Below are 17,490 nucleotides of genomic sequence, written 5' to 3' on the forward strand. Positions count from 1 at the left end.
CTAGTCTGCCGATATGCGAATTCCAGAGGAACTATTCCTGCTGACCCAGCAACGGCGGGTCATCCCATTCGTTGGTGCGGGACTTTCGGTCGCGGTCGGTCTTCCTGACTGGGAAACCATGCTGCGGAACGTGGCGGCTGAGATGGACAAGGACCTCCCAGAATTTGACTCGATCCTCGAGTTCGCGAATGATGATCTGCTTCAGGTCGCTGAGTACCTTTACCTCAAGTCAGATCGTCATATCGGCCCGATCCGTCACCTCTTGGAGCGCGGTCTCGCTGCGGACGTCGATCCAACCGTTTCCGGATCGCATGTGGAGTTGGTGAATTTGGGGGCGCCGCAGATATACACCACGAACTACGACGATATCCTCGAGCGCACCTACAAACAGCTAGGTGTTCCGGCGTCGTCGGTCGTTCTGCCCAAAGATGTGGCGCTGGCGGACACGACGAAGACTCAAATCGTCAAGTATCATGGCGACTTGAAGCACGAAGACTCACTGGTGCTGACTGAGTCCTCGTACTACAGAAGGCTCGATTTCGAGTCGCCGATGGACCTGAAATTTCGCTCGGATCTACTCGGGCGATCAGTGCTGTTTATGGGTTACAGTTTCCGAGATATCAATATCCGCGTAATCTGGTTCAAACTGCTCGAAATGATGAAGGATGTTCCAGAAGCCGATCGGACGCCTTCATATATCGTGCGAACGCAACCAAACCCGGTCCTCGAAGAGTTGTATCGCGCTGTGGGCTTGCGGACTATCGTGCTTTCTGATTCTACGGAGGAGCTCTCACCGGACGAGATCTCATCCCTGCATGGTGAGTTTCTTATGCGCCTAGTGGATGGGCCCTCGCCGGACGCCTCTCGCAACAAGCACTTTGTGTCCGCGGCTCGCTTGGACCGAATTGAGCGGTCGTTGGAGGAAATTGAAATTCGCCACGCGCGCGTCTTTCGCGCCCATGCTGGCCCTGGACGTCGCGCGCTCATCACTGATATGACCTCTCAGATCGAACTTGAGAACATTCCTGCGGGTCTGCTGCCACGTGCGCGAAAGACCTATCTCCGACTACTTGCTACTGGATACGTGGGGCTTGACCAGTGGGAGAAGGTCACAGGGATGCTGCAGCGTCTGGGTCCTGCGCGCGAAATCACAGAGTTCTTCGCATTCGCCGTTGCCAGCGGCGGCCAGCCAAAATATCGCGATGAGATGCTGAACAGTGGAGTGCACTGGCCTGCTGTGTGGTCGCGCAAAATCTCGGATTCTGCGGCGAAGGAGCTTGCGGAGCGCCTTCAGGAGGAGGTGGAATACAACCTCCGGGGATCTGCTGACGAAGACGTCGCCTATGCAGTAGACGTAGCCAAGCGAGTACTGAGTGGCGAGATTTACAACGGGACGCAGAAGGAAGCGGTTAGGGAATCGATCAATGATGCGTTGCAGGCGATTGTGAAAATTTACCCAGCGGTGGCCGACTATCATCCGAAGGAAGGCGCCCGGCCTGATCCGCAGCCGATTCTGGCTCAGGTTGAACGTCGCGTGAAAAGCGGTGACGTCCGAACGGTGAGGGGCAATGGCTCCACGCAGTTCCGGCTCGGCTAGGCGCGCTCCTCCTCGCGGAGGCGGGGAAGCGTGGCGTTCTTCGGTCGGATGCCCACCTTGTCGGCGTAGAACTCGCGGACGAGGTCCATGTCGGCCTTGACGTCGCCGGACGCCACGAAGCTCGGTCCGAAGCCCATCGTCTTCGTCTTGGGCTCGAAGAACGCGAGCGTCACGGGCAGACCGGTCTGCTGCGAGAGGCGGTAGAAGCCGGACTTCCAGTACTCGCCCTTGCTGCGGGTGCCCTCGGCGGCGAAGACGAGCCGGAAGTGCTCGCCCTCCTTGGCCTCGTCGACGAGCTCGGCGACGATCGTGCTCGCGTTCTCGCGGTCGATCGGGATGCCGCCGAACAGCCGCAGGATCGGCCCGAGCGGGAAGAAGAACAGCTGCTTCTTGACCAGCACCCGCGGGTGCTCGCCGCCGTGCCACATGACCAGCAGCATCGTGACGAAGTCCCAGTTGGACGTGTGCGGCGCACCCACGAGGATGCCGTTCGGCGGCACCTCGCCGACCATCTTGTAGCCCATGACACGAGTGACGGCTCTGGCGAATCGCTGACGCAGCATGGGGAGAGCGTAGAGGGGCAGGGCGGCGCGGTCGCGCGCAGGCGCGCGGGGGCCTTCGACAGGCTCGGGCAACGGTAGTCAGGCGGGTTCGAGGACGCGGGGTCGGTGCTTGACGTGGCGGGCGTGGCGGAGGGGTCGCTGCTGTGGATCGATGCGTGGTGGTGGGATGACTTCGACGACGCCGTCCTGACTCAACCGGGCGGTCCAATCGCTGTCGTGGAGCAGGTGGTGGTGGAAGAAGCAGAAGAGCGCGCCGTTGTCGATCGAGGTCTCGCCGCCGTGGCTGAACGGGACCAAGTGGTGGGCCTCGCACCAGCCCGGTGGCCGGTCGCAGCCCTTCCACGAGCAGCCCTTGTCGCGGGTGGCGAGGGCGATGCGCTGGTAGCGGTCGTGCAGTCGCTTGCTGGTTCCGAGGTCGAGCACCCGGGAGTCGCCGTCGAGCACCACCGGGATCAGGCTGGCGCTGCAAGCGAGCCGTCGGGCCTGCGATGCGCTCATGCTCGCGCCCGTGGAAAGCGTGGCCCGGGAGACCCGCTCGCGCAGGTCGTCGTAGTCGATGTTGATCGTCACCGTGGCGGCGACGCCGCCGGCCTGCGGGAACGCGTCCTGCGGGAGGTGCTCGACCAGCTCGCACAGGGCCAAGCCCATCCGGCGGGCGTGGTCGAGGCGGCCGATCTCGGCGTCGGAGTGGTCGCCGTCGACGTCGCGGAAGATCGCGCCATCGCGGCGGGGTGAGGCGAGCCCTTCGAGGACGGTCTTGAGCATGTCGGCCTGCACGTCCGGGAGCACGCCTCGGATGCTGCTGCGACCTCGTCCCATCCTGGTGATGGAGAGGTGGGTCTCGTCCCAGGCCTGCTTCTCCTGGCGCTCGAGCTGGGCGCCGATGATCTCGTCGGCCGAGTCGGGATCCACGACCTCGACGATCCGGTTCGCGAGCCGGCGCAGGTCGTCCGCCCCGAACTCGCGGGCGTGTTCGAGGAGGGTGGCTTCAGCGTCGTCGTGCTGCTCGTCCACGAACCACTCCGGCAGGGCGTCGAGCGCCTTGAGGATGATGTGCGCCTGCTCGGTCGTCAGCCGGCCGGTGGCCCACCGTTCGCGGGTGAGGGTGCCGCGCGTCGGGTCGAGCCGCGTGAGCGAGACGAGCTTCGACGCCTCGCGCTTCGACACGTTCGTGGTGTTGGCCAGCCAGACGGCGGGGGAGGTGCAGCCGTCCTCACGGGGGAGGCCACGATCCTCGGCGGCCGCGGTGAGCCGAACGGTCAGCGCCTGCAACGCGGCGGCTGCCCGGGCTGCGGCTTTGAGTTCGGCCCGGATCTCGCGGTCGGTCAGCGTCCACGGCTCGAGCGTGCTGGACTCCTCCAGCAGTGCCTGAACCTGGTCGCTGATCATCCGTAACCCCCGTGTCGAACGTTTGTTCTAGTCTACCTCGACGGGGTGACAGGAGCAACGCGATATCCCCGGAATTCCAGCCTTTCTCGACGCTTCGACAAGCTCAGCGAGCGGGCTCGGGCGAGTCGACGAACTCACTGCGCCGAGCGCCTGACTCCTACGTCATCAGCCCTCGGGCGACCACGCACCGAGGGCTCGACGAACCCACCCTGCCGAGCACCCAGCCGCGCCGTCATCAGCCCCTCGGGCGACCGTGCGGCGACGTGCGCCCGATAGGGTCGCCGAGCCTCACCCCCCAACCCCCTCGCAGGAGCCTTCATGACGCTGACCCGCTCGCACACCGACGTCCTCGCGCTGCCCGGCGCGATCGTGGTCGGGACGGACGGGTCGAGCGTGCGCAACCCCGGTCCGACCGGCTGGGCGTACGTCGCCGACGACGGCACCTCGGCGTGCGGGGGGCTGGTCGAGGGCACCAACAACATCGGCGAGCTGCTGGCGGTGGAGAACGCGCTGCGCGACTTCGCCGGACGTCCGCTCGTGCTGCAGGCCGACTCGGCGTACACGATCGGCTGCTCGACGACGTGGGCCGCGGGCTGGGCGCGCAACGGGTGGCGCAACTCCAAGAAGGAGGTCGTGGCCAACGTGGAGATCGTCCAGGCGATCTACGCGCTCATGCAGGAGCGCCGCGACAGCCGCACCCCGGTGTTCTTCCAGAAGGTCAAGGCGCACCTGACCGACCGCACGGTGTGGCCGCTCAACGTGGCCGCCGACGAGCTGGCCGGTCAGGCGTCGGCGCGGGCCGCCCGCGGCGACGTCGCCGAGCTGCGCACCGCCGCGCGCGCCTAGTCCTCCGACCGGTTCTGGGAGCGGGCGACAGGCTCAGGGACCGGACGGCAGGCTCGGGTCCCTTCGACAGGCTCAGGGACCGGAAGGCCTAGCGCTCGAGCAGGACGCTCCAGGCGTGCACCATCCACGGGATCGCGATCGCGACCGTGGGGACCACGACGACGGCGGCCGAGAACAGGTAGAGCGACGCGGCGGCGAGCCGGTTGCTCGGGTCGGGGTCGCGCAGGCGGTCCAGCCGGACGGCCGCGGCCGAGCCGAGACCGAGCGCACCGGCCGGCGTCGGTGCGTCGGCCAGGGTGACCAGCGCCTTCGCGACCGGCTTCACCCCGCCCACGCGGCGCGCGGCGTCGTCGGCGAGCAGCTCGACCATGACCTGGCTCTGGTGCAGCGGCGCGTCGGTGCGCAGGAACCGCGGGTAGGCGGCACGCAGGAACTCGAACCCCTCGAGCACCAGGTCGTGGCGGGAGCGGACGTGCGAGCGCTCGTGCTCCAGCACCGCCTGCAGGCCGTCGTCGTCGAGCAGGTCGATCGTGCCGCTGGAGACCACGACGCGGGCCTTCGTGCGGTCCGGCAGGCAGTAGGCGATCGGCGTCTCGTGGCGCAGCACGCGCAGCGCGGGCTCGGCGCCGTCGGGCTCGCCGAGCAGGTCGACGAGGTGGCGCTGGCGGCGACGGCGCTCGCCGGTGCGGCGCCACACCGTCCAGGCCGCCCACCAGAACCGGGCCCAGACGAGCACGCCGATGCCGAGCACGGCGACGTGCAGCGCGACGCGCCAGGGGGAGGGGTCGTCGACCGACACCAGCCACAGCGCGGTCGACAGGCCGGCGCCGGACGTCGCGAGGATGGCCGCCACGGCCAGCGACTGCCACATGACGATGCCCGCGCGGGGCGCGCGGAGCGGCCAGGTGCTGCGGGCGAGCAGGGCCGGGATGGGGAGCGCGAGCGCCAGCCCGAGCAGGCCCAGCCAGATCGGGGTCACCGGTCGTCCATCGCCAGGATCTCGTCGAGCGCGCTGCGCAGGGCGGCCGCCTCGGACGGGTCGACGGTGCGGGCGAAGTGGACGAGCGCCGCGGTGCGGTCGTCGCCGGCGCTGTCGAGCACGGCGTGCAGCAGCTCGGACGTCGCGGCGTCGCGGGAGACGGCCGGGCCGTAGCGGTAGGCGCGTCCGTCGCGCTCGCGCACGACCATGTCCTTCTTGTCCAGGCGGTCCAGCACGGTCATGACGGTCGTGTAGGCCAGGTCGCGCTCGTCGAGCTTCTCCTGCACCTCGCGCACCGTCATCGGTGCGGGCGCGTCCCAGAGCGCGTTCATGACCGAGCGCTCCAGCTCCCCGAGCCGCGGCATGTGACCATCCTCTCTACTACGTGAGGTAGTACTTCGTTGAGACCGTGCGCTCCAGCGTACTACGCTCCGTAGTAGTTACTACGACTCGTAGTAGTTCGGACCTTCCCTAGGACCTCGCATGGAAGCACTCGAGATCGCGCGGTGGCAGTTCGGCATCACCACCGTCTACCACTTCTTCTTCGTCCCGATCACGATCGGACTGTCGTTCCTGGTCGCCGGCCTGCAGACCGCGTGGTTCCGCACGCAGGACGAGAAGTACCTGCGGCTCACCAAGTTCTTCGGCAAGCTCTTCCTGATCAACTTCGCGATGGGCATCGTCACCGGCATCGTGCAGGAGTTCCAGTTCGGGATGAACTGGAGCGACTACTCCCGCTTCGTCGGCGACATCTTCGGCGCCCCGCTGGCCATCGAGGGCCTGCTCGCGTTCTTCCTGGAGTCGACCTTCCTGGGCCTGTGGATCTTCGGCTGGGAGAAGCTGCGGCCGGGCGTCCACCTCGCGACGATCTGGATCGCCGCGATCGGCACGGTGCTCAGTGCCTACTTCATCCTCGCCGCGAACTCGTTCATGCAGAACCCGGTCGGCTTCACCTTCAACGAGACGCTGAACCGCGCCGAGCTCACCGACTTCTGGGCGGTCATGACCAACCCGGTCGTCCTCGTGACCTTCCCGCACCAGATCACCGCCTGCTTCCTGGTCGGCGGCGGCTTCGTCGCCGGCGTCGCGCTGTGGCGGCTGGTGCGCCGCTCGGACGACGGCCACGCCGACACCTGGCGCACCGCGATGCGCCTGGGCGCCGTCACCCTCGTCATCTCCGGCCTCGGCGTCGCCATCACCGGCGACATGCAGTCGAAGGTGATGATGGACGTCCAGCCCATGAAGATGGCCGCCGCCGAGGGCCTGTACGAGGACGAGCAGCCGGCGTCCTTCTCGATCCTGACCGTCGGCACGCCCGACGGGAAGCACGAGCTGTGGTCGATCAAGGTGCCGCACCTGCTGTCGTACCTGGCCAACGGCGACTTCGACTCCGAGGTGCGCGGCATCAACAGCCTGCAGGCCGAGTACGAGGCGAAGTACGGCGAGGGCGTGAAGTACTCGCCGAACATCCCGGTCACCTACTGGGCGTTCCGCTGGATGATCGCCCTCGGCATGGCCGCGGCCGCCGCCGGCGCGTGGCTGCTGTGGGTCACGCGCAAGGGCCGCACGCTCACCCACCGGCGCTGGGCCTGGCTCGGCGTGGCGCTGCCGTTCCTGCCCCTGTTCGGCAACTCCTTCGGCTGGATCTTCACCGAGATGGGCCGCCAGCCGTGGTTGGTGTTCGGGATGCTGCCGACTGCGGCGGGCGTCTCGCCCGGGGTCAGCGCCGGCACCGTCCTGACGTCGCTCATCGGCTTCACCGCGCTGTACGGCGTGCTCGCGGTCATCGAGGTCAAGCTCCTGCTGGCCTACATCAACAAGGGCCTGCCGGACGAGGCCGCGCCCCGCCACCCCGACGACGTCGACGACGACACGCCCCTGGCGTTCGCGTACTGAGAGGCATCCTCATGGAGCTCACCACCGTCTGGTTCATCCTCATCGCCGTCCTGTGGGTCGGCTACCTCACCCTCGAGGGGTTCGACTTCGGGGTCGGCATGCTCATGGCCGTCATGGGCCGCAGCGAGACCGAGCGGCGCGTGCTGCTCAACACCATCGGCCCGGTCTGGGACGGCAACGAGGTCTGGCTCATCGTCGCCGGCGGAGCCACCTTCGCGGCGTTCCCCGAGTGGTACGCGACGTTGTTCAGCGGCTTCTACCTGCCGCTGTTCGCGATCCTCGTGGCGCTCATCGTGCGCGCCGTGGGCTTCGAGTACCGGCACAAGCGTGAGGGCGCCGCCTGGAAGAAGGGCTGGGACCGGGCGATCATGGTCGGCTCGTTCCTGCCCGCGTTCGTGTGGGGCGTGGCGCTGAGCAACATCGTGCGCGGCGTGCCGATCGACGCCGACAAGGAGTTCGTCGGCACCCTGCTCGACCTGCTCAACCCGTACGCGCTGCTCGGCGGCCTGGTGACGCTGTCGGTCTTCCTCGTGCACGGCGCGATGTTCGTGTCGCTCAAGACGGTCGGCGACATCCGCACCCGGGCGAACGCGCTCGCGGTCAAGGCCGGGCTCGGCGCGGCGCTGCTGGCCGTGGTCTTCATCTTCTGGACCGGCATGGACCAGGACCAGACGGCGGTGTGGGTGCTCGGCGCGCTGGCCGCCCTCGCCCTCGTCGGCGGCCTGCTCGCCGCGGTGGCGCAGCGTGACGGCTGGGCGTTCACCGGCACCTTCCTGGCGATCGCCCTGGTCACGGTGATGCTCTTCACCGGGCTGTTCCCCGACGTCATGCCCAGCTCGCTGGACCCGGCGTGGAACCTGACGGTCGAGAACGCGTCGTCGACGGACTACACGCTCACGATCATGACCTGGGTCGCCGGGCTGTTCACCCCGATCGTCCTGGGCTACCAGGCCTGGTCGTACTGGGTCTTCCGCAAGCGGATCGGGACGCACCACATCCCGACCGAGACCCTCGCCGCGTCCTGAGCGGGAAGGACCGACCGTGAAGCCGCTCGACCCCCGCCTGGTGCGCCGCTCGCGCGCGGTGCGCCGCTACCTCGCCGCGAGCATCGCGGTGGGCGTGGCGACCGCCGTGGTCGTCGTCGCGCAGGCCGCGCTGCTGGCCTGGCTGATCGCGCGGGGGTTCGAGGGACGCTCGGCCACCGCAGCGATGCTGACCGGCGTGGCGCTGTGCTTCACCGCCCGCGCCGGCCTGGCCTGGGTGCACGCGCTGCTGTCGGAGCGGGCGTCCGTCGCGGTCAAGAGCGGGCTGCGCGACGAGGTGACCGCGGCGGTGCTCGACCCGCGCCGGATCGGCGACCGGCCCGAGTCGGCGCGCGTGGTCAGCCTCCTGGGGCCGGGCCTGGACGCCCTGGACCCGTACTTCGGCAAGTTCCTGCCGCAGCTCGTGCTCACCGCGCTCGTCCCCGCCACCGTGGTGGTGGCGATCGCGACGACCGACCTGGTCGCCGCGTTCACCGTCGCGATCACGCTGCCGCTGGTCGTGATGTTCCTGGTGCTCGTGGGCAAGCTGACCCGCGACAAGGTCGACCGTCGCTACGAGGCGCTGCAGCGCCTGGGCGCCCACTTCGGCGACGTGCTCGATGGCCTGCGGGTGCTCAAGGTCCACGGACGCCGTCAGGACCGCGGCCTGCGCAAGGTCGGTGACCAGCACCGGCGCGAGTCGGTCAAGGCGCTGCGCATGGCCTTCCTGTCGTCGTTCACGCTCGAGCTGTTCTCGACCATCTGCGTCGCGCTGGTCGCCGTGAGCATCGGCCTGCGCGTCGTCGAGGGACACATGGCGCTCGGGCCGGGCCTGTTCGTCCTGCTCCTCGCGCCCGAGGCGTTCCTGCCGGTGAAGCAGATGGGCTCGCACTTCCACGCGAGCCAGGAGGGCGTGGCCGCCGCCGGCGACGCGCTCGACCTGCTCGACCACGAGCGCGCGGCAGGCACCGCCGCCGTCCCGTCCGTAGCGACCGCCCCCGTCGTCCTGGACGCGGTCGGCGTCACCCGCCCGGGCCGCGACGTGCCCGTGCTCGCGCCGGTCACCGCGACGATCGAGCCGGGCTCGTTCGTCGCGCTCACCGGCCCGTCCGGGTCGGGCAAGTCGACCCTGCTGGACGTCCTGCTCGGCTTCCTGCGCCCCACGACCGGCCGCGTGCTCGTCGGTGGCGTCGACCTGGCCACCGCCGATCCCGCCGCCTGGCGCCGCCAGGTCGCCTGGGTGCCGCAGGTGCCCGGGCTGCTGCGCGACACCGTCGCCGCGAACGTCCGCCTGGGTGCCCGCGACGCGTCCGACGACGAGGTCGCCCGGGCGCTGGTCGGCGCCGGCGCGCCCGACCTTCCGCTCGACCGCGTGCTCGAGGACCAGGGCCGCGACCTGTCGGCGGGGGAGCGGCGGCGCGTCGGCATCGCGCGCGCCCTGCTCGCCGTCCGCTGCGGCGAGGCGCGGCTCGTCCTCATGGACGAGCCGACGGCCGGGCTCGACGCGGCCGCGGAGGCCACGGTGCTGCGCAGCCTGCGCGACCTCGGCGCCACCGTGGTCGTGGTGGCCCACCACCGCGACGTGGTCGCGGCGGCCGACACGACGATCGCCGTCGGTGGACGGCAGGAGGTGACGGTCCGATGAGGAGGCGTCTCGCCCTCGGCACCCTGCTCGGCGCGCTGTCCCAGCTGGCCGCGATCGGCCTGCTGCTGGTCTCGGCCTGGCTCATCTCGCGCGCGGCCGAGCAGCCGCCGGTCATGTACCTGATGGTCGCCATCGTCGGCGTCCGGTTCTTCGGCATCGCCCGGGCGGCGCTGCGCTACGGCGAGCGGCTGCTGACCCACGACGCCGCCTTCGAGCTGGCCACCCGCCGACGCCTGGCGGTGTACGACGACCTCGAGCGGCTCGCGCCGGGCGGGCTCGGCGACACCCGCCGCGGCGACCTGGTCAGCCGGGTCGTCGCCGACGTGGAGTCCGGCCAGGACCGGCTGCTGCGCGTCCGCCTGCCGTGGACGATCACGACGGCCAGCGTGCTGGTGGTCGTCTCGCTGCTGGCCTTCCTGGACTGGCGGGCCGCGCTCGTCGTCCTGACGACGGCCGGCGCGACCGCTGCCGGTGTCCACCTGCTCACCCGGTGGGTCGAGTCGAGCCGCCAGGCGCAGGTCGCGCCGCTGCGTGGCGAGCTGGCCGCCGAGGCGTCCGAGCTCGTGCTCAACGCCCCCGACCTGGTCGCCTACGGCGCGGGGGAGCCGGTGCGCGAGCGTCTGCGTGGCGTCGACGCGCGGTTGGCCGCCGCCCAGAACCACCTGGCCTGGACGACCGGCCTGGGCAACGCGCTCGTGCTGGTCGCGACCGGCGTCGCCGTCGTGCTCAGCTCGGTCGTGGCCACCGACGGCAGCCTCGCCCCGGTGCTCGTCGCCGTCCTCGTGCTCGCCCACGTCGCGCTGGTCGACCCCTTCTCGGACGTCGTGGCTGCCGAGGGCTTGCGTGCGGTCACCGACGCCGCCGACCGCCGGCTGCGCGCGTTCCACGAGAAGCCCGCCCCGGTGCCGGACCCCGAGCACCCCGAGCGGCTCCCGGCCGGGCACGACCTGCGGGTGCGCGACCTGGCCGTCGGCTGGGGCGACACCCCCGTCGCGAGCGGCATCGACCTCGACCTGCCCGAGGGCGGGCTCGTCGCCGTCGCCGGACGCAGCGGCGGCGGCAAGAGCACGCTGGCGCTGACGCTGCTGCGCCTGCTGCCGGCCCGCGCCGGCACGGTCGAGCTCGGCGGCGTCGTCGTCGATCGTCTGCGCGGCGCGGACGTCCGCTCGGTCGTCGGCTACCTCGGCCAGGACGAGCACGTCTTCGACACGACGATCCGCGAGAACCTGCGCGTGGGCGACCCGGCCGCAGGCGACGCCCGGCTGTGGGAGGCGCTGGAGTCCGCCGGCCTGGCCGACTTCGTCGCGACCCTGCCCGACGGCCTCGACACCCGCACCGGCGAGCGCGGCGGACGCCTCTCGGGCGGCGAGCGCCAGCGTCTGGCCCTCGCGCGGCTGCTGCTCGGCGGGCACCGGGTGCTCGTGCTGGACGAGCCGACCGAGCACCTGGACGAGCAGACCGCCGACGCGCTCGTCGACGACCTGCTGGCCCTGCGTCCCGGACGCAGCCTGCTGCTCGTCTCCCACGACCCGCGGGTGCTGGCCCGCGCCGACGTCGTGGTGCACCTGGACGCGGTCGCGTCCGTCTAGACCACCGTCGCGGGACGGCACGGCCATGCCGTCCCGCGGCGGTCCCTCAGGAGAGAAGTCGCGCGACGCCCCAGCGCAGCCCGGCGGCGACGCCCAGCCCCAGGAACGTCCCGGTCACCACGTCGCTCGGCCAGTGCGCCCCCTGGTTGACCCGGACGTACGAGGCGGCCGCGGTCGCGGCGGCGAGCCCGCCGGCGACCGCGGGCGGGACGGCCGGCGCGACCAGGTAGGTGGCGGCCGCGGCGATCGCGGTGTGGCCGGACGGCTGCGACGGGCCCTCGACGGGTGCGTCGTCGCGGAGCGCGGTCGGCGTGACCATGAGCGGGCGGGGCCGGTCCCAGGCCTTCTTCGTCGCCACCTCCAGGCCCTTCACCAGCGGCAGTGCCGCCACGGCGGCCAGCGCGTCCGCCCGACGGCCCCGGGCGAGCAGCACGGCGCTCGCGACGGGCAGGGCCCAGGGCGTCCCCAGCTGCTGGGGGACGCGCAGCCAGGGTCCGTGGGGTCCGTCGTTGAGCGCCGTGAACAGGCGCCGCTCACGGGGGCCGGGCTCGCGGGCGAACCGGGCCGTCAGGACGCAGTACGCCGCCACGGAGACGACCGCCACGGCACCGTCGTGGTGGGATGCTCGACGCGTCATCGCTCCCGTCCTCCCGGCGGGCCACGCGGCCCGCGTGCCCGGCCGAGCCTAGGCACGCCGAGCGGTGGCGGCACGGCGGAGCGGGCGGGACGCGGGCCGACGCGCCCCGTCACCGGCCGCGGTCGCCCGAGCGGCTGCGCATAGGATCGCGGGGTGGACGTGACTCTCGAGATCCTCATCGTCGCCCTGGTCGCCCTCGTCGCCCTGGTGGGTGTCGGGGCCGGCCTGTTCGTCTCCCGCGGACGCAAGGAGCTGCCGCCGCCGGAGGTGCTCGACGAGATCACCACCGAGACGATCGAGCACCCCGAGCACCCCGAGCCGCACCTGGCCTCCGAGGACGAGGAGCCGCCGTTCGAGGAGGTGCCGGCCGACGAGAAGGCCGCGCCCACCACGACCATCGAGCGTCCCGAGGCGCCCGGGGGCCGGCTCGCCCGGCTGCGCGCTCGGCTGTCGCGCTCCAACTCGTCCCTGGGCAAGGGCCTGCTCGCGCTGATCGGTCGCGAGAAGCTCGACGACGACGTCTGGGAGGAGATCGAGGACACGCTGCTCGCCGCCGACGTCGGCGTCCAGCCGACCCAGGACCTGGTCGAGAGCCTGCGCACCCGCCTGCGCGTCGAGGGCGTCGCCGACCCCGAGCGCGCCCGCCAGGTGCTGCGCGACGAGCTCGTCGCCGCCGTCGGCCCTGAGCTCGACCGCACGCTGCACACCGTCGGCGACGACGGCAAGCCCGGCGTCGTGCTCGTCGTCGGCGTGAACGGCACCGGCAAGACCACCACCGTCGGCCGCCTGGCCCGCGTCCTGGTGGCCGAGGACCGCAGCGTCCTGCTCGGTGCCGCCGACACCTTTCGCGCCGCCGCCGCCGACCAGCTGCAGACCTGGGGCGAGCGCGTCGGCGTCCCGACCGTCCGCGGCCCCGAGGGCGGCGACCCGGCGAGCGTCGGCTTCGACGCGGTCAAGCAGGGCATCGCCGACGGCGTCGACGTCGTCCTGGTCGACACCGCCGGCCGCCTGCACACGAAGGCCGGCCTCATGGACGAGCTCGGCAAGGTCAAGCGGGTCATCGAGAAGCAGGCCCCGGTCACCGAGGTGCTGCTGGTCATCGACGCCACCACCGGCCAGAACGGCATGACCCAGGCCAAGATCTTCAGCGAGGTCGTCGACGTCTCGGGCGTCGTGCTGACCAAGCTCGACGGCACGGCCAAGGGCGGCATCGTCATCGGCGTGCAGCGCACGCTCGGCGTGCCGGTGAAGTTCGTCGGCCTCGGCGAGGGCGCCGACGACCTGGCGCCGTTCGACCCGGCCGAGTTCGTGGACGCGCTGCTGTCCTGACCCGGGCCGTGTAACGCGCTGTTCACACGCAGCGCGGTTTCGTGACCTGCGCGCAACGTGCGTGGCCGGGAACCGAAATCGGGGCCGACGAGTCTGTGACGCGGCGGGGACGTCCTCCCGCCCGACTCACACCTCGGAGGTCACATGGATACCGGCGACACCGCGTGGATCCTGGCCAGCTCGGCGCTGGTCCTGCTCATGACGCCAGGGCTGGCGTTCTTCTACGGCGGCATGGTGCGCGCGAAGAGCGTGCTCAACATGATGATGATGAGCTTCGCCGCGCTCGCGATCGTCCCGGTCCTGTGGGTGCTGTACGGCTACTCGCTGGCCTTCAGCCCCGGCGGCAGCGGTGTCCTGGGCGGCTTCGACCGCCTGGGCCTGTCGAACATCGCGGTCGACACCGCCTACGGCACCATCCCCGAGTACGTCTTCGCCGGCTTCCAGATGATGTTCGCCATCATCACCGTCGCGCTGATCAGCGGCGCGGTCGCCGACCGGACCAAGTTCGCCGGTTGGATCGTCTTCACCGTCGTGTGGGTCTCGGTCGTCTACTTCCCGGTCGCGCACTGGGTCTTCGACTTCGGCGACGACGGCGGCTGGATCGCCACGAAGCTGGAGGCGATCGACTTCGCCGGCGGCACCGCCGTCCACATCAACGCCGGCGCCGCGGGCCTCGCGCTCGTGCTCGTGCTGGGCAAGCGGGTCGGCTGGAAGCGCGACCCGATGCGCCCGCACAACCTGCCCTTCGTCCTGCTCGGCGCCGGCCTGCTGTGGTTCGGCTGGTTCGGCTTCAACGCCGGCTCCGCGGTCGGCGCCAACGGCCTGGCCGGCCTGGCCTTCGTCAACACCGCCGTGGCCACCGCCGCCGCGATCATCGGCTGGATCGCCGTCGAGCTCGTCCGTGAGGGCAAGGGCACCAGCCTCGGCGCCGCGTCCGGCGCGATCGCCGGCCTGGTCGCGATCACCCCGGCCGCCGGGGCCGCGTCGCCGCTCGGTTCGATCGCCATCGGCGCCGTCGCGGGCGTGCTGTGCGCCTTCGCCGTCGGTCTCAAGTACCGCCTCGGCTACGACGACTCGCTGGACGTCGTCGGCGTCCACCTCGTCGGCGGCCTGGTCGGTACCCTGCTGATCGGCCTGCTCGCCACCGAGGGAGCCGGGCTGGAGCAGCTGGGCAAGCAGACGCTCGCCGCGGTCGTCGTGCTCGCGTACTCCTTCGTCCTCACCTACGTGATCGGCCTGCTGATCGACCGCACGATCGGCTTCCGCCTGGACGAGGAGCTCGAGGTGACCGGCATCGACCAGGTCGAGCACCTGGAGAGCGCCTACGACTTCGCCGGTGGCGGCGGCGGTTCCATCCTCAAGACGGGAGCATGAGATGAAGCTCGTGACCGCGGTGATCAAGCCGCACAAGTGGGAAGAGGTCCGCGAGGCCCTCGCCGGGGCCGGCGTGGCGGGCATGACCGTCACCGAGGCCAGCGGCTACGGCCAGCAGAAGGGCCACACCGAGGTCTACCGCGGCGCCGAGTACGACGTGTCGCTCGTGCCCAAGATCCGGCTCGAGGTCGTCGTGGACGACGCCGACGCCGAGTCGGTCGTCTCGACGATCGCCGCCGCCGCGCAGACCGGCAAGATCGGCGACGGCAAGGTCTGGGTCGTCCCGGTGGACTCCGTGGTGCGCGTGCGCACCGGCGAGACGGACGAGGCGGCGCTCTGACCCAGCCCGACCTCGCGGCCCGTCGCGCGGAGCTCACCGCCCGCGCCGACGCGACCGTGCGCGACCTCGTGGCCGCGGCCCTGCCTGCTGACGTCGAGCAGGCGGGTCGCGGCCTCGCCGTCGTCGCGACCGGCGGCTACGGACGCCGCGAGCTGTCCGGCCGCAACGACCTCGACCTGCTCGTCCTGCACGACGACTCGTGGGGGAGCGACCAGGTCGCGACGCTCATGGAGGGGCTGACCGTCCCGCTGTGGGAGGCCGGCTGGAAGCCCGACGCCTCGGTGCGCACACCGGCCGAGACCCGCGAGCTCGCTGCGCGCGACTTCCGGGTCACGTTCGCGCTCATGGATGCCCGCCCGGTCGCCGGCGACGCCGCGCTGGTCGTGGAGGCGCGCTCGGCGGTGATGGCCGACTGGCGCCGCACCGCCCGTGCCCGGCTCCAGGACGTCCGCGCCGACCGCGACACCCGCATCCAGCGCTCGGGGTGGGTGGCGCACAGCGCCGTGCCCGACCTCAAGGCGTCCGCGGGCGGCCTGCGCGACGCGGTGCTGCTGCGGGCGGCGGTGGCCTCGTGGCTCGTCGACGTCCCGCTGCCCGAGGTCGAGCACCTCGCGCACGCGCTGCTGGACGTCCGCGACGCGCTGCACGACGTGACCGGACGGCACACCGAGAAGCTGCTGCCCGAGCTCGTCCCCGACGTCGCCCGGCTGCTCGGCCGCGACCCCGAGGAGCTCGACCTCGGCGTGCGCGCGGTGGGCCGCCGGCTCGACCACCTCGTGACCACGACCTGGCGGCGCTACGACGACGCGCTCGACACCGCCGGCCGCCGGCGCCGTGTGACGCCGCGCGGACCGGCCGTCACCCCACTGGCTGACGGGGTGGTTCTGCTCGGTGGCGAGGTCGTGCTGACCCGTGATGCCGACCCCGCGGGCGACCCGGAGGTGGCGCTGCGGCTGGCCGTGCAGGCGGCCCGCCGGGGCTACCCGATCGACGCCGGCAGCGCCGCCCGCCTGGCCCGCGAGCTCCCGGGGTGGCCGGGCGGCCCGTGGCCCGAGTCGTCGACGCGGCTCCTGCTCGACCTGCTCGCCAGTGGCGAGGGCCTGGTGCCGGTGTGGGACGAGCTCGACCACGCCGGGGTCGTCGACCACTGGCTCCCGGAGTGGGCGGCCGTCCGGTTGCGCGGCTCGAGCTCGCCGGTGCACACCTGGACCGTCGACCGGCACAGCGTCGAGGCGGTCGTGGTCGCGTCGAGCCTGCGGCGCGACGTCGCCCGCCCGGACCTGCTGCTCGTCGCCGCGCTGCTGCACGACGTCGGCAAGGGCCTGCCCGGCGACCACAGCGTCGTCGGCGCGCCGGTGGCCGAGCAGGTCGCCCGCCGTTGGGGTCTGTCCGAGCCGGACGCCGCCACCGTCGGGCTCCTCGTCCGTCACCACCTGCTGCTGCCCGGCCTGGCCGTGCGCCGTGACATCGAGGATCCGGCCACGGCCGCGGAGGTGGCCGCCGAGGTCGGCTCGGTCGAGGTGCTCGACCTGCTGGCCGCGCTCACCGAGGCCGACGCCCGCGCCACCGGGCCGAGCGCCTGGACGGCGTGGCGCGCCGGGCTCGTGCGCGGGCTGGTCGCCAAGACCCGGGCCGCGCTGCAGGCCGACGTGCCCGCGGACGCCGACGAGTACGCGGGCTGGCCCGCGGACGTCCCGGTGCCGTCCCTGGAGGCGCTGGACGCGGAGGACGCCGAGGTGCACGTCCAGGAGCGGGGCGCCGCCGGCGCGCTCGTCACCGTCGTGAGCCGCGACCGGCCCGGCCTCATGGCGCTCGTCGCCGGGGCCCTGGCCACCAGCGGCCTGCAGGTGCGCTCGGTGCGCCTGCACACCCAGGACGGGCTGGCCGCCTCGCTGTGGGAGGTCACCCGCGAGCAGGTCGAGGCCGTCCGCGTCGGCACCCGCGTGCGCCAGGCGCTGGCCGGCGGGCTCGACCTGGGTGCCCGGCTCGCCTGGGAGCCGTCGTCCGGCCCGGCGCCGCGGGTCGAGATCCTCGAGAGCCGGGCCTCGGCCACCCTCGTCGGGCTGCGGACGACCGACCGGCGGGGACTGGTCTGGGCCATCTGTCGCACGATCGCCGAGGCCGGGCACTCGATCCGCTCGGCGCACCTGACGACGTACGGGGACGAGGTGCGCGACGTGTTCTACGTCGTCACCGCCGACGGCGAGGCGCTCGACGCGGACGCCGCGGGGGCGCTGCGCGACCGGCTCGTGCAGGCCCTCCGTTAGGCTGGGACGGTTCCCGA

15 protein-coding genes are annotated in these 17,490 nt (G+C 71.6%); 10 read left to right on the plus strand and 5 right to left on the minus strand.

The features are described 5' to 3' along the window. Positions 1-13 precede the first annotated feature (13 nt). Entirely contained in the window at positions 14-1,597 is a 1,584-nt protein-coding gene (locus tag HGAM_RS18700) for an SIR2 family protein (protein ID WP_020691697.1), read from the plus strand. On the opposite strand, the gene HGAM_RS09910 is transcribed toward HGAM_RS18700, so the two are convergent. Both HGAM_RS09910 and HGAM_RS09915 read right to left on the minus strand, forming a co-directional pair. Then, complete coding sequence (locus HGAM_RS09910) at positions 1,594-2,160, minus strand: 1-acyl-sn-glycerol-3-phosphate acyltransferase (protein WP_019145332.1); 567 nt, start codon at positions 2,158-2,160, stop codon at positions 1,594-1,596. The genes HGAM_RS18700 and HGAM_RS09910 overlap by 4 nt on opposite strands. Positions 2,161-2,238: 78 nt before the next feature. Next, entirely contained in the window at positions 2,239-3,549 is a 1,311-nt protein-coding gene (locus HGAM_RS09915) for an HNH endonuclease signature motif containing protein (RefSeq protein WP_019145333.1), read from the minus strand. Positions 3,550-3,867: 318 nt separating this feature from the next. Here HGAM_RS09915 and HGAM_RS18705 point away from each other — a divergent pair, with 318 nt between their 5' ends. Further along, positions 3,868-4,395, plus strand: coding sequence for a ribonuclease H family protein (locus HGAM_RS18705; RefSeq protein WP_019145334.1), 528 nt, complete (start codon positions 3,868-3,870; stop codon positions 4,393-4,395). A gap of 88 nt (positions 4,396-4,483) precedes the next feature. On the opposite strand, the gene HGAM_RS09925 is transcribed toward HGAM_RS18705, so the two are convergent. Together HGAM_RS09925 and HGAM_RS09930 are read right to left on the minus strand one after the other, a co-directional pair. Further along, positions 4,484-5,374, minus strand: coding sequence for a M56 family metallopeptidase (locus tag HGAM_RS09925; protein WP_019145335.1), 891 nt, complete (start codon positions 5,372-5,374; stop codon positions 4,484-4,486). After that, positions 5,371-5,739, minus strand: a complete 369-nt coding sequence (locus HGAM_RS09930; RefSeq protein WP_019145336.1) for a BlaI/MecI/CopY family transcriptional regulator — start codon at positions 5,737-5,739, stop codon at positions 5,371-5,373. The genes HGAM_RS09925 and HGAM_RS09930 overlap by 4 nt, the downstream gene beginning before the upstream one ends. A gap of 118 nt (positions 5,740-5,857) precedes the next feature. Between HGAM_RS09930 and HGAM_RS09935 the strand changes: the two genes are divergently transcribed. From HGAM_RS09935 to cydC, 4 genes are read left to right on the plus strand one after another with little or no spacing between them, the layout of a single operon-like run. After that, on the plus strand, positions 5,858-7,270 hold the full coding sequence (locus HGAM_RS09935) for a cytochrome ubiquinol oxidase subunit I (protein ID WP_019145337.1): 1,413 nt from the start codon (positions 5,858-5,860) through the stop codon (positions 7,268-7,270). 11 nt (positions 7,271-7,281) lie between these two features. Further along, complete coding sequence (cydB, locus tag HGAM_RS09940; protein ID WP_019145338.1) at positions 7,282-8,295, plus strand: cytochrome d ubiquinol oxidase subunit II; 1,014 nt, start codon at positions 7,282-7,284, stop codon at positions 8,293-8,295. A 16-nt stretch (positions 8,296-8,311) separates the two neighbouring features. Then, positions 8,312-9,937 carry a thiol reductant ABC exporter subunit CydD gene (cydD, locus tag HGAM_RS09945; RefSeq protein ID WP_019145339.1) on the plus strand — a complete coding sequence of 542 codons (1,626 nt, stop codon included), beginning with the start codon at positions 8,312-8,314 and terminating at the stop codon, positions 9,935-9,937. After that, positions 9,934-11,526: a thiol reductant ABC exporter subunit CydC gene (gene cydC / locus HGAM_RS18710; protein WP_019145340.1), complete on the plus strand. Its 1,593-nt coding sequence runs from the start codon at positions 9,934-9,936 to the stop codon at positions 11,524-11,526. Before cydD ends, cydC begins: the two co-directional genes overlap by 4 nt. A 46-nt stretch (positions 11,527-11,572) precedes the next feature. On the opposite strand, the gene HGAM_RS18715 is transcribed toward cydC, so the two are convergent. Then, positions 11,573-12,163 (minus strand): phosphatase PAP2 family protein, encoded by a 591-nt coding sequence (locus tag HGAM_RS18715; protein WP_081591909.1) that lies wholly within the window; start codon positions 12,161-12,163, stop codon positions 11,573-11,575. 153 nt (positions 12,164-12,316) lie between these two features. Here HGAM_RS18715 and ftsY point away from each other — a divergent pair, with 153 nt between their 5' ends. The 4 genes from ftsY to HGAM_RS18725 all read left to right on the plus strand — a co-directional run bounded on the left by ftsY (position 12,317) and on the right by HGAM_RS18725 (position 17,473). Continuing rightward, entirely contained in the window at positions 12,317-13,492 is a 1,176-nt protein-coding gene (gene ftsY / locus HGAM_RS09960) for a signal recognition particle-docking protein FtsY (protein WP_019145342.1), read from the plus strand. Between the two features lie 144 nt (positions 13,493-13,636). Next, positions 13,637-14,866 carry an ammonium transporter gene (locus tag HGAM_RS18720; protein WP_019145343.1) on the plus strand — a complete coding sequence of 410 codons (1,230 nt, stop codon included), beginning with the start codon at positions 13,637-13,639 and terminating at the stop codon, positions 14,864-14,866. Position 14,867: 1 nt separating this feature from the next. Then, positions 14,868-15,206 carry a P-II family nitrogen regulator gene (locus HGAM_RS20620; protein ID WP_019145344.1) on the plus strand — a complete coding sequence of 113 codons (339 nt, stop codon included), beginning with the start codon at positions 14,868-14,870 and terminating at the stop codon, positions 15,204-15,206. Further along, complete coding sequence (locus tag HGAM_RS18725; protein WP_261794760.1) at positions 15,203-17,473, plus strand: [protein-PII] uridylyltransferase; 2,271 nt, start codon at positions 15,203-15,205, stop codon at positions 17,471-17,473. The genes HGAM_RS20620 and HGAM_RS18725 overlap by 4 nt, the downstream gene beginning before the upstream one ends. Positions 17,474-17,490 lie beyond the last annotated feature (17 nt).

Origin of the sequence: Aeromicrobium massiliense JC14, assembly GCF_000312105.1 — a bacterium.
GTDB classification, from domain to species: Bacteria; Actinomycetota; Actinomycetes; order Propionibacteriales; family Nocardioidaceae; genus Aeromicrobium; species Aeromicrobium massiliense.

Coding starts and splice junctions, on each gene's coding strand:
- HGAM_RS18705 (WP_019145334.1), top strand. CDS start 3,868: ATGACGCTGACCCGCTCGCACACCGACGTCCTCGCGCTGCCCGGCGCG.
- cydC (WP_019145340.1), top strand. CDS start 9,934: ATGAGGAGGCGTCTCGCCCTCGGCACCCTGCTCGGCGCGCTGTCCCAG.
- HGAM_RS18700 (WP_020691697.1), top strand. CDS start 14: ATGCGAATTCCAGAGGAACTATTCCTGCTGACCCAGCAACGGCGGGTC.
- HGAM_RS09930 (WP_019145336.1), bottom strand. CDS start 5,739: ATGCCGCGGCTCGGGGAGCTGGAGCGCTCGGTCATGAACGCGCTCTGG.
- HGAM_RS18720 (WP_019145343.1), top strand. CDS start 13,637: ATGGATACCGGCGACACCGCGTGGATCCTGGCCAGCTCGGCGCTGGTC.
- HGAM_RS09910 (WP_019145332.1), bottom strand. CDS start 2,160: ATGCTGCGTCAGCGATTCGCCAGAGCCGTCACTCGTGTCATGGGCTAC.
- HGAM_RS09935 (WP_019145337.1), top strand. CDS start 5,858: ATGGAAGCACTCGAGATCGCGCGGTGGCAGTTCGGCATCACCACCGTC.
- HGAM_RS09915 (WP_019145333.1), bottom strand. CDS start 3,549: ATGATCAGCGACCAGGTTCAGGCACTGCTGGAGGAGTCCAGCACGCTC.
- cydB (WP_019145338.1), top strand. CDS start 7,282: ATGGAGCTCACCACCGTCTGGTTCATCCTCATCGCCGTCCTGTGGGTC.
- HGAM_RS20620 (WP_019145344.1), top strand. CDS start 14,868: ATGAAGCTCGTGACCGCGGTGATCAAGCCGCACAAGTGGGAAGAGGTC.
- HGAM_RS18715 (WP_081591909.1), bottom strand. CDS start 12,163: ATGACGCGTCGAGCATCCCACCACGACGGTGCCGTGGCGGTCGTCTCC.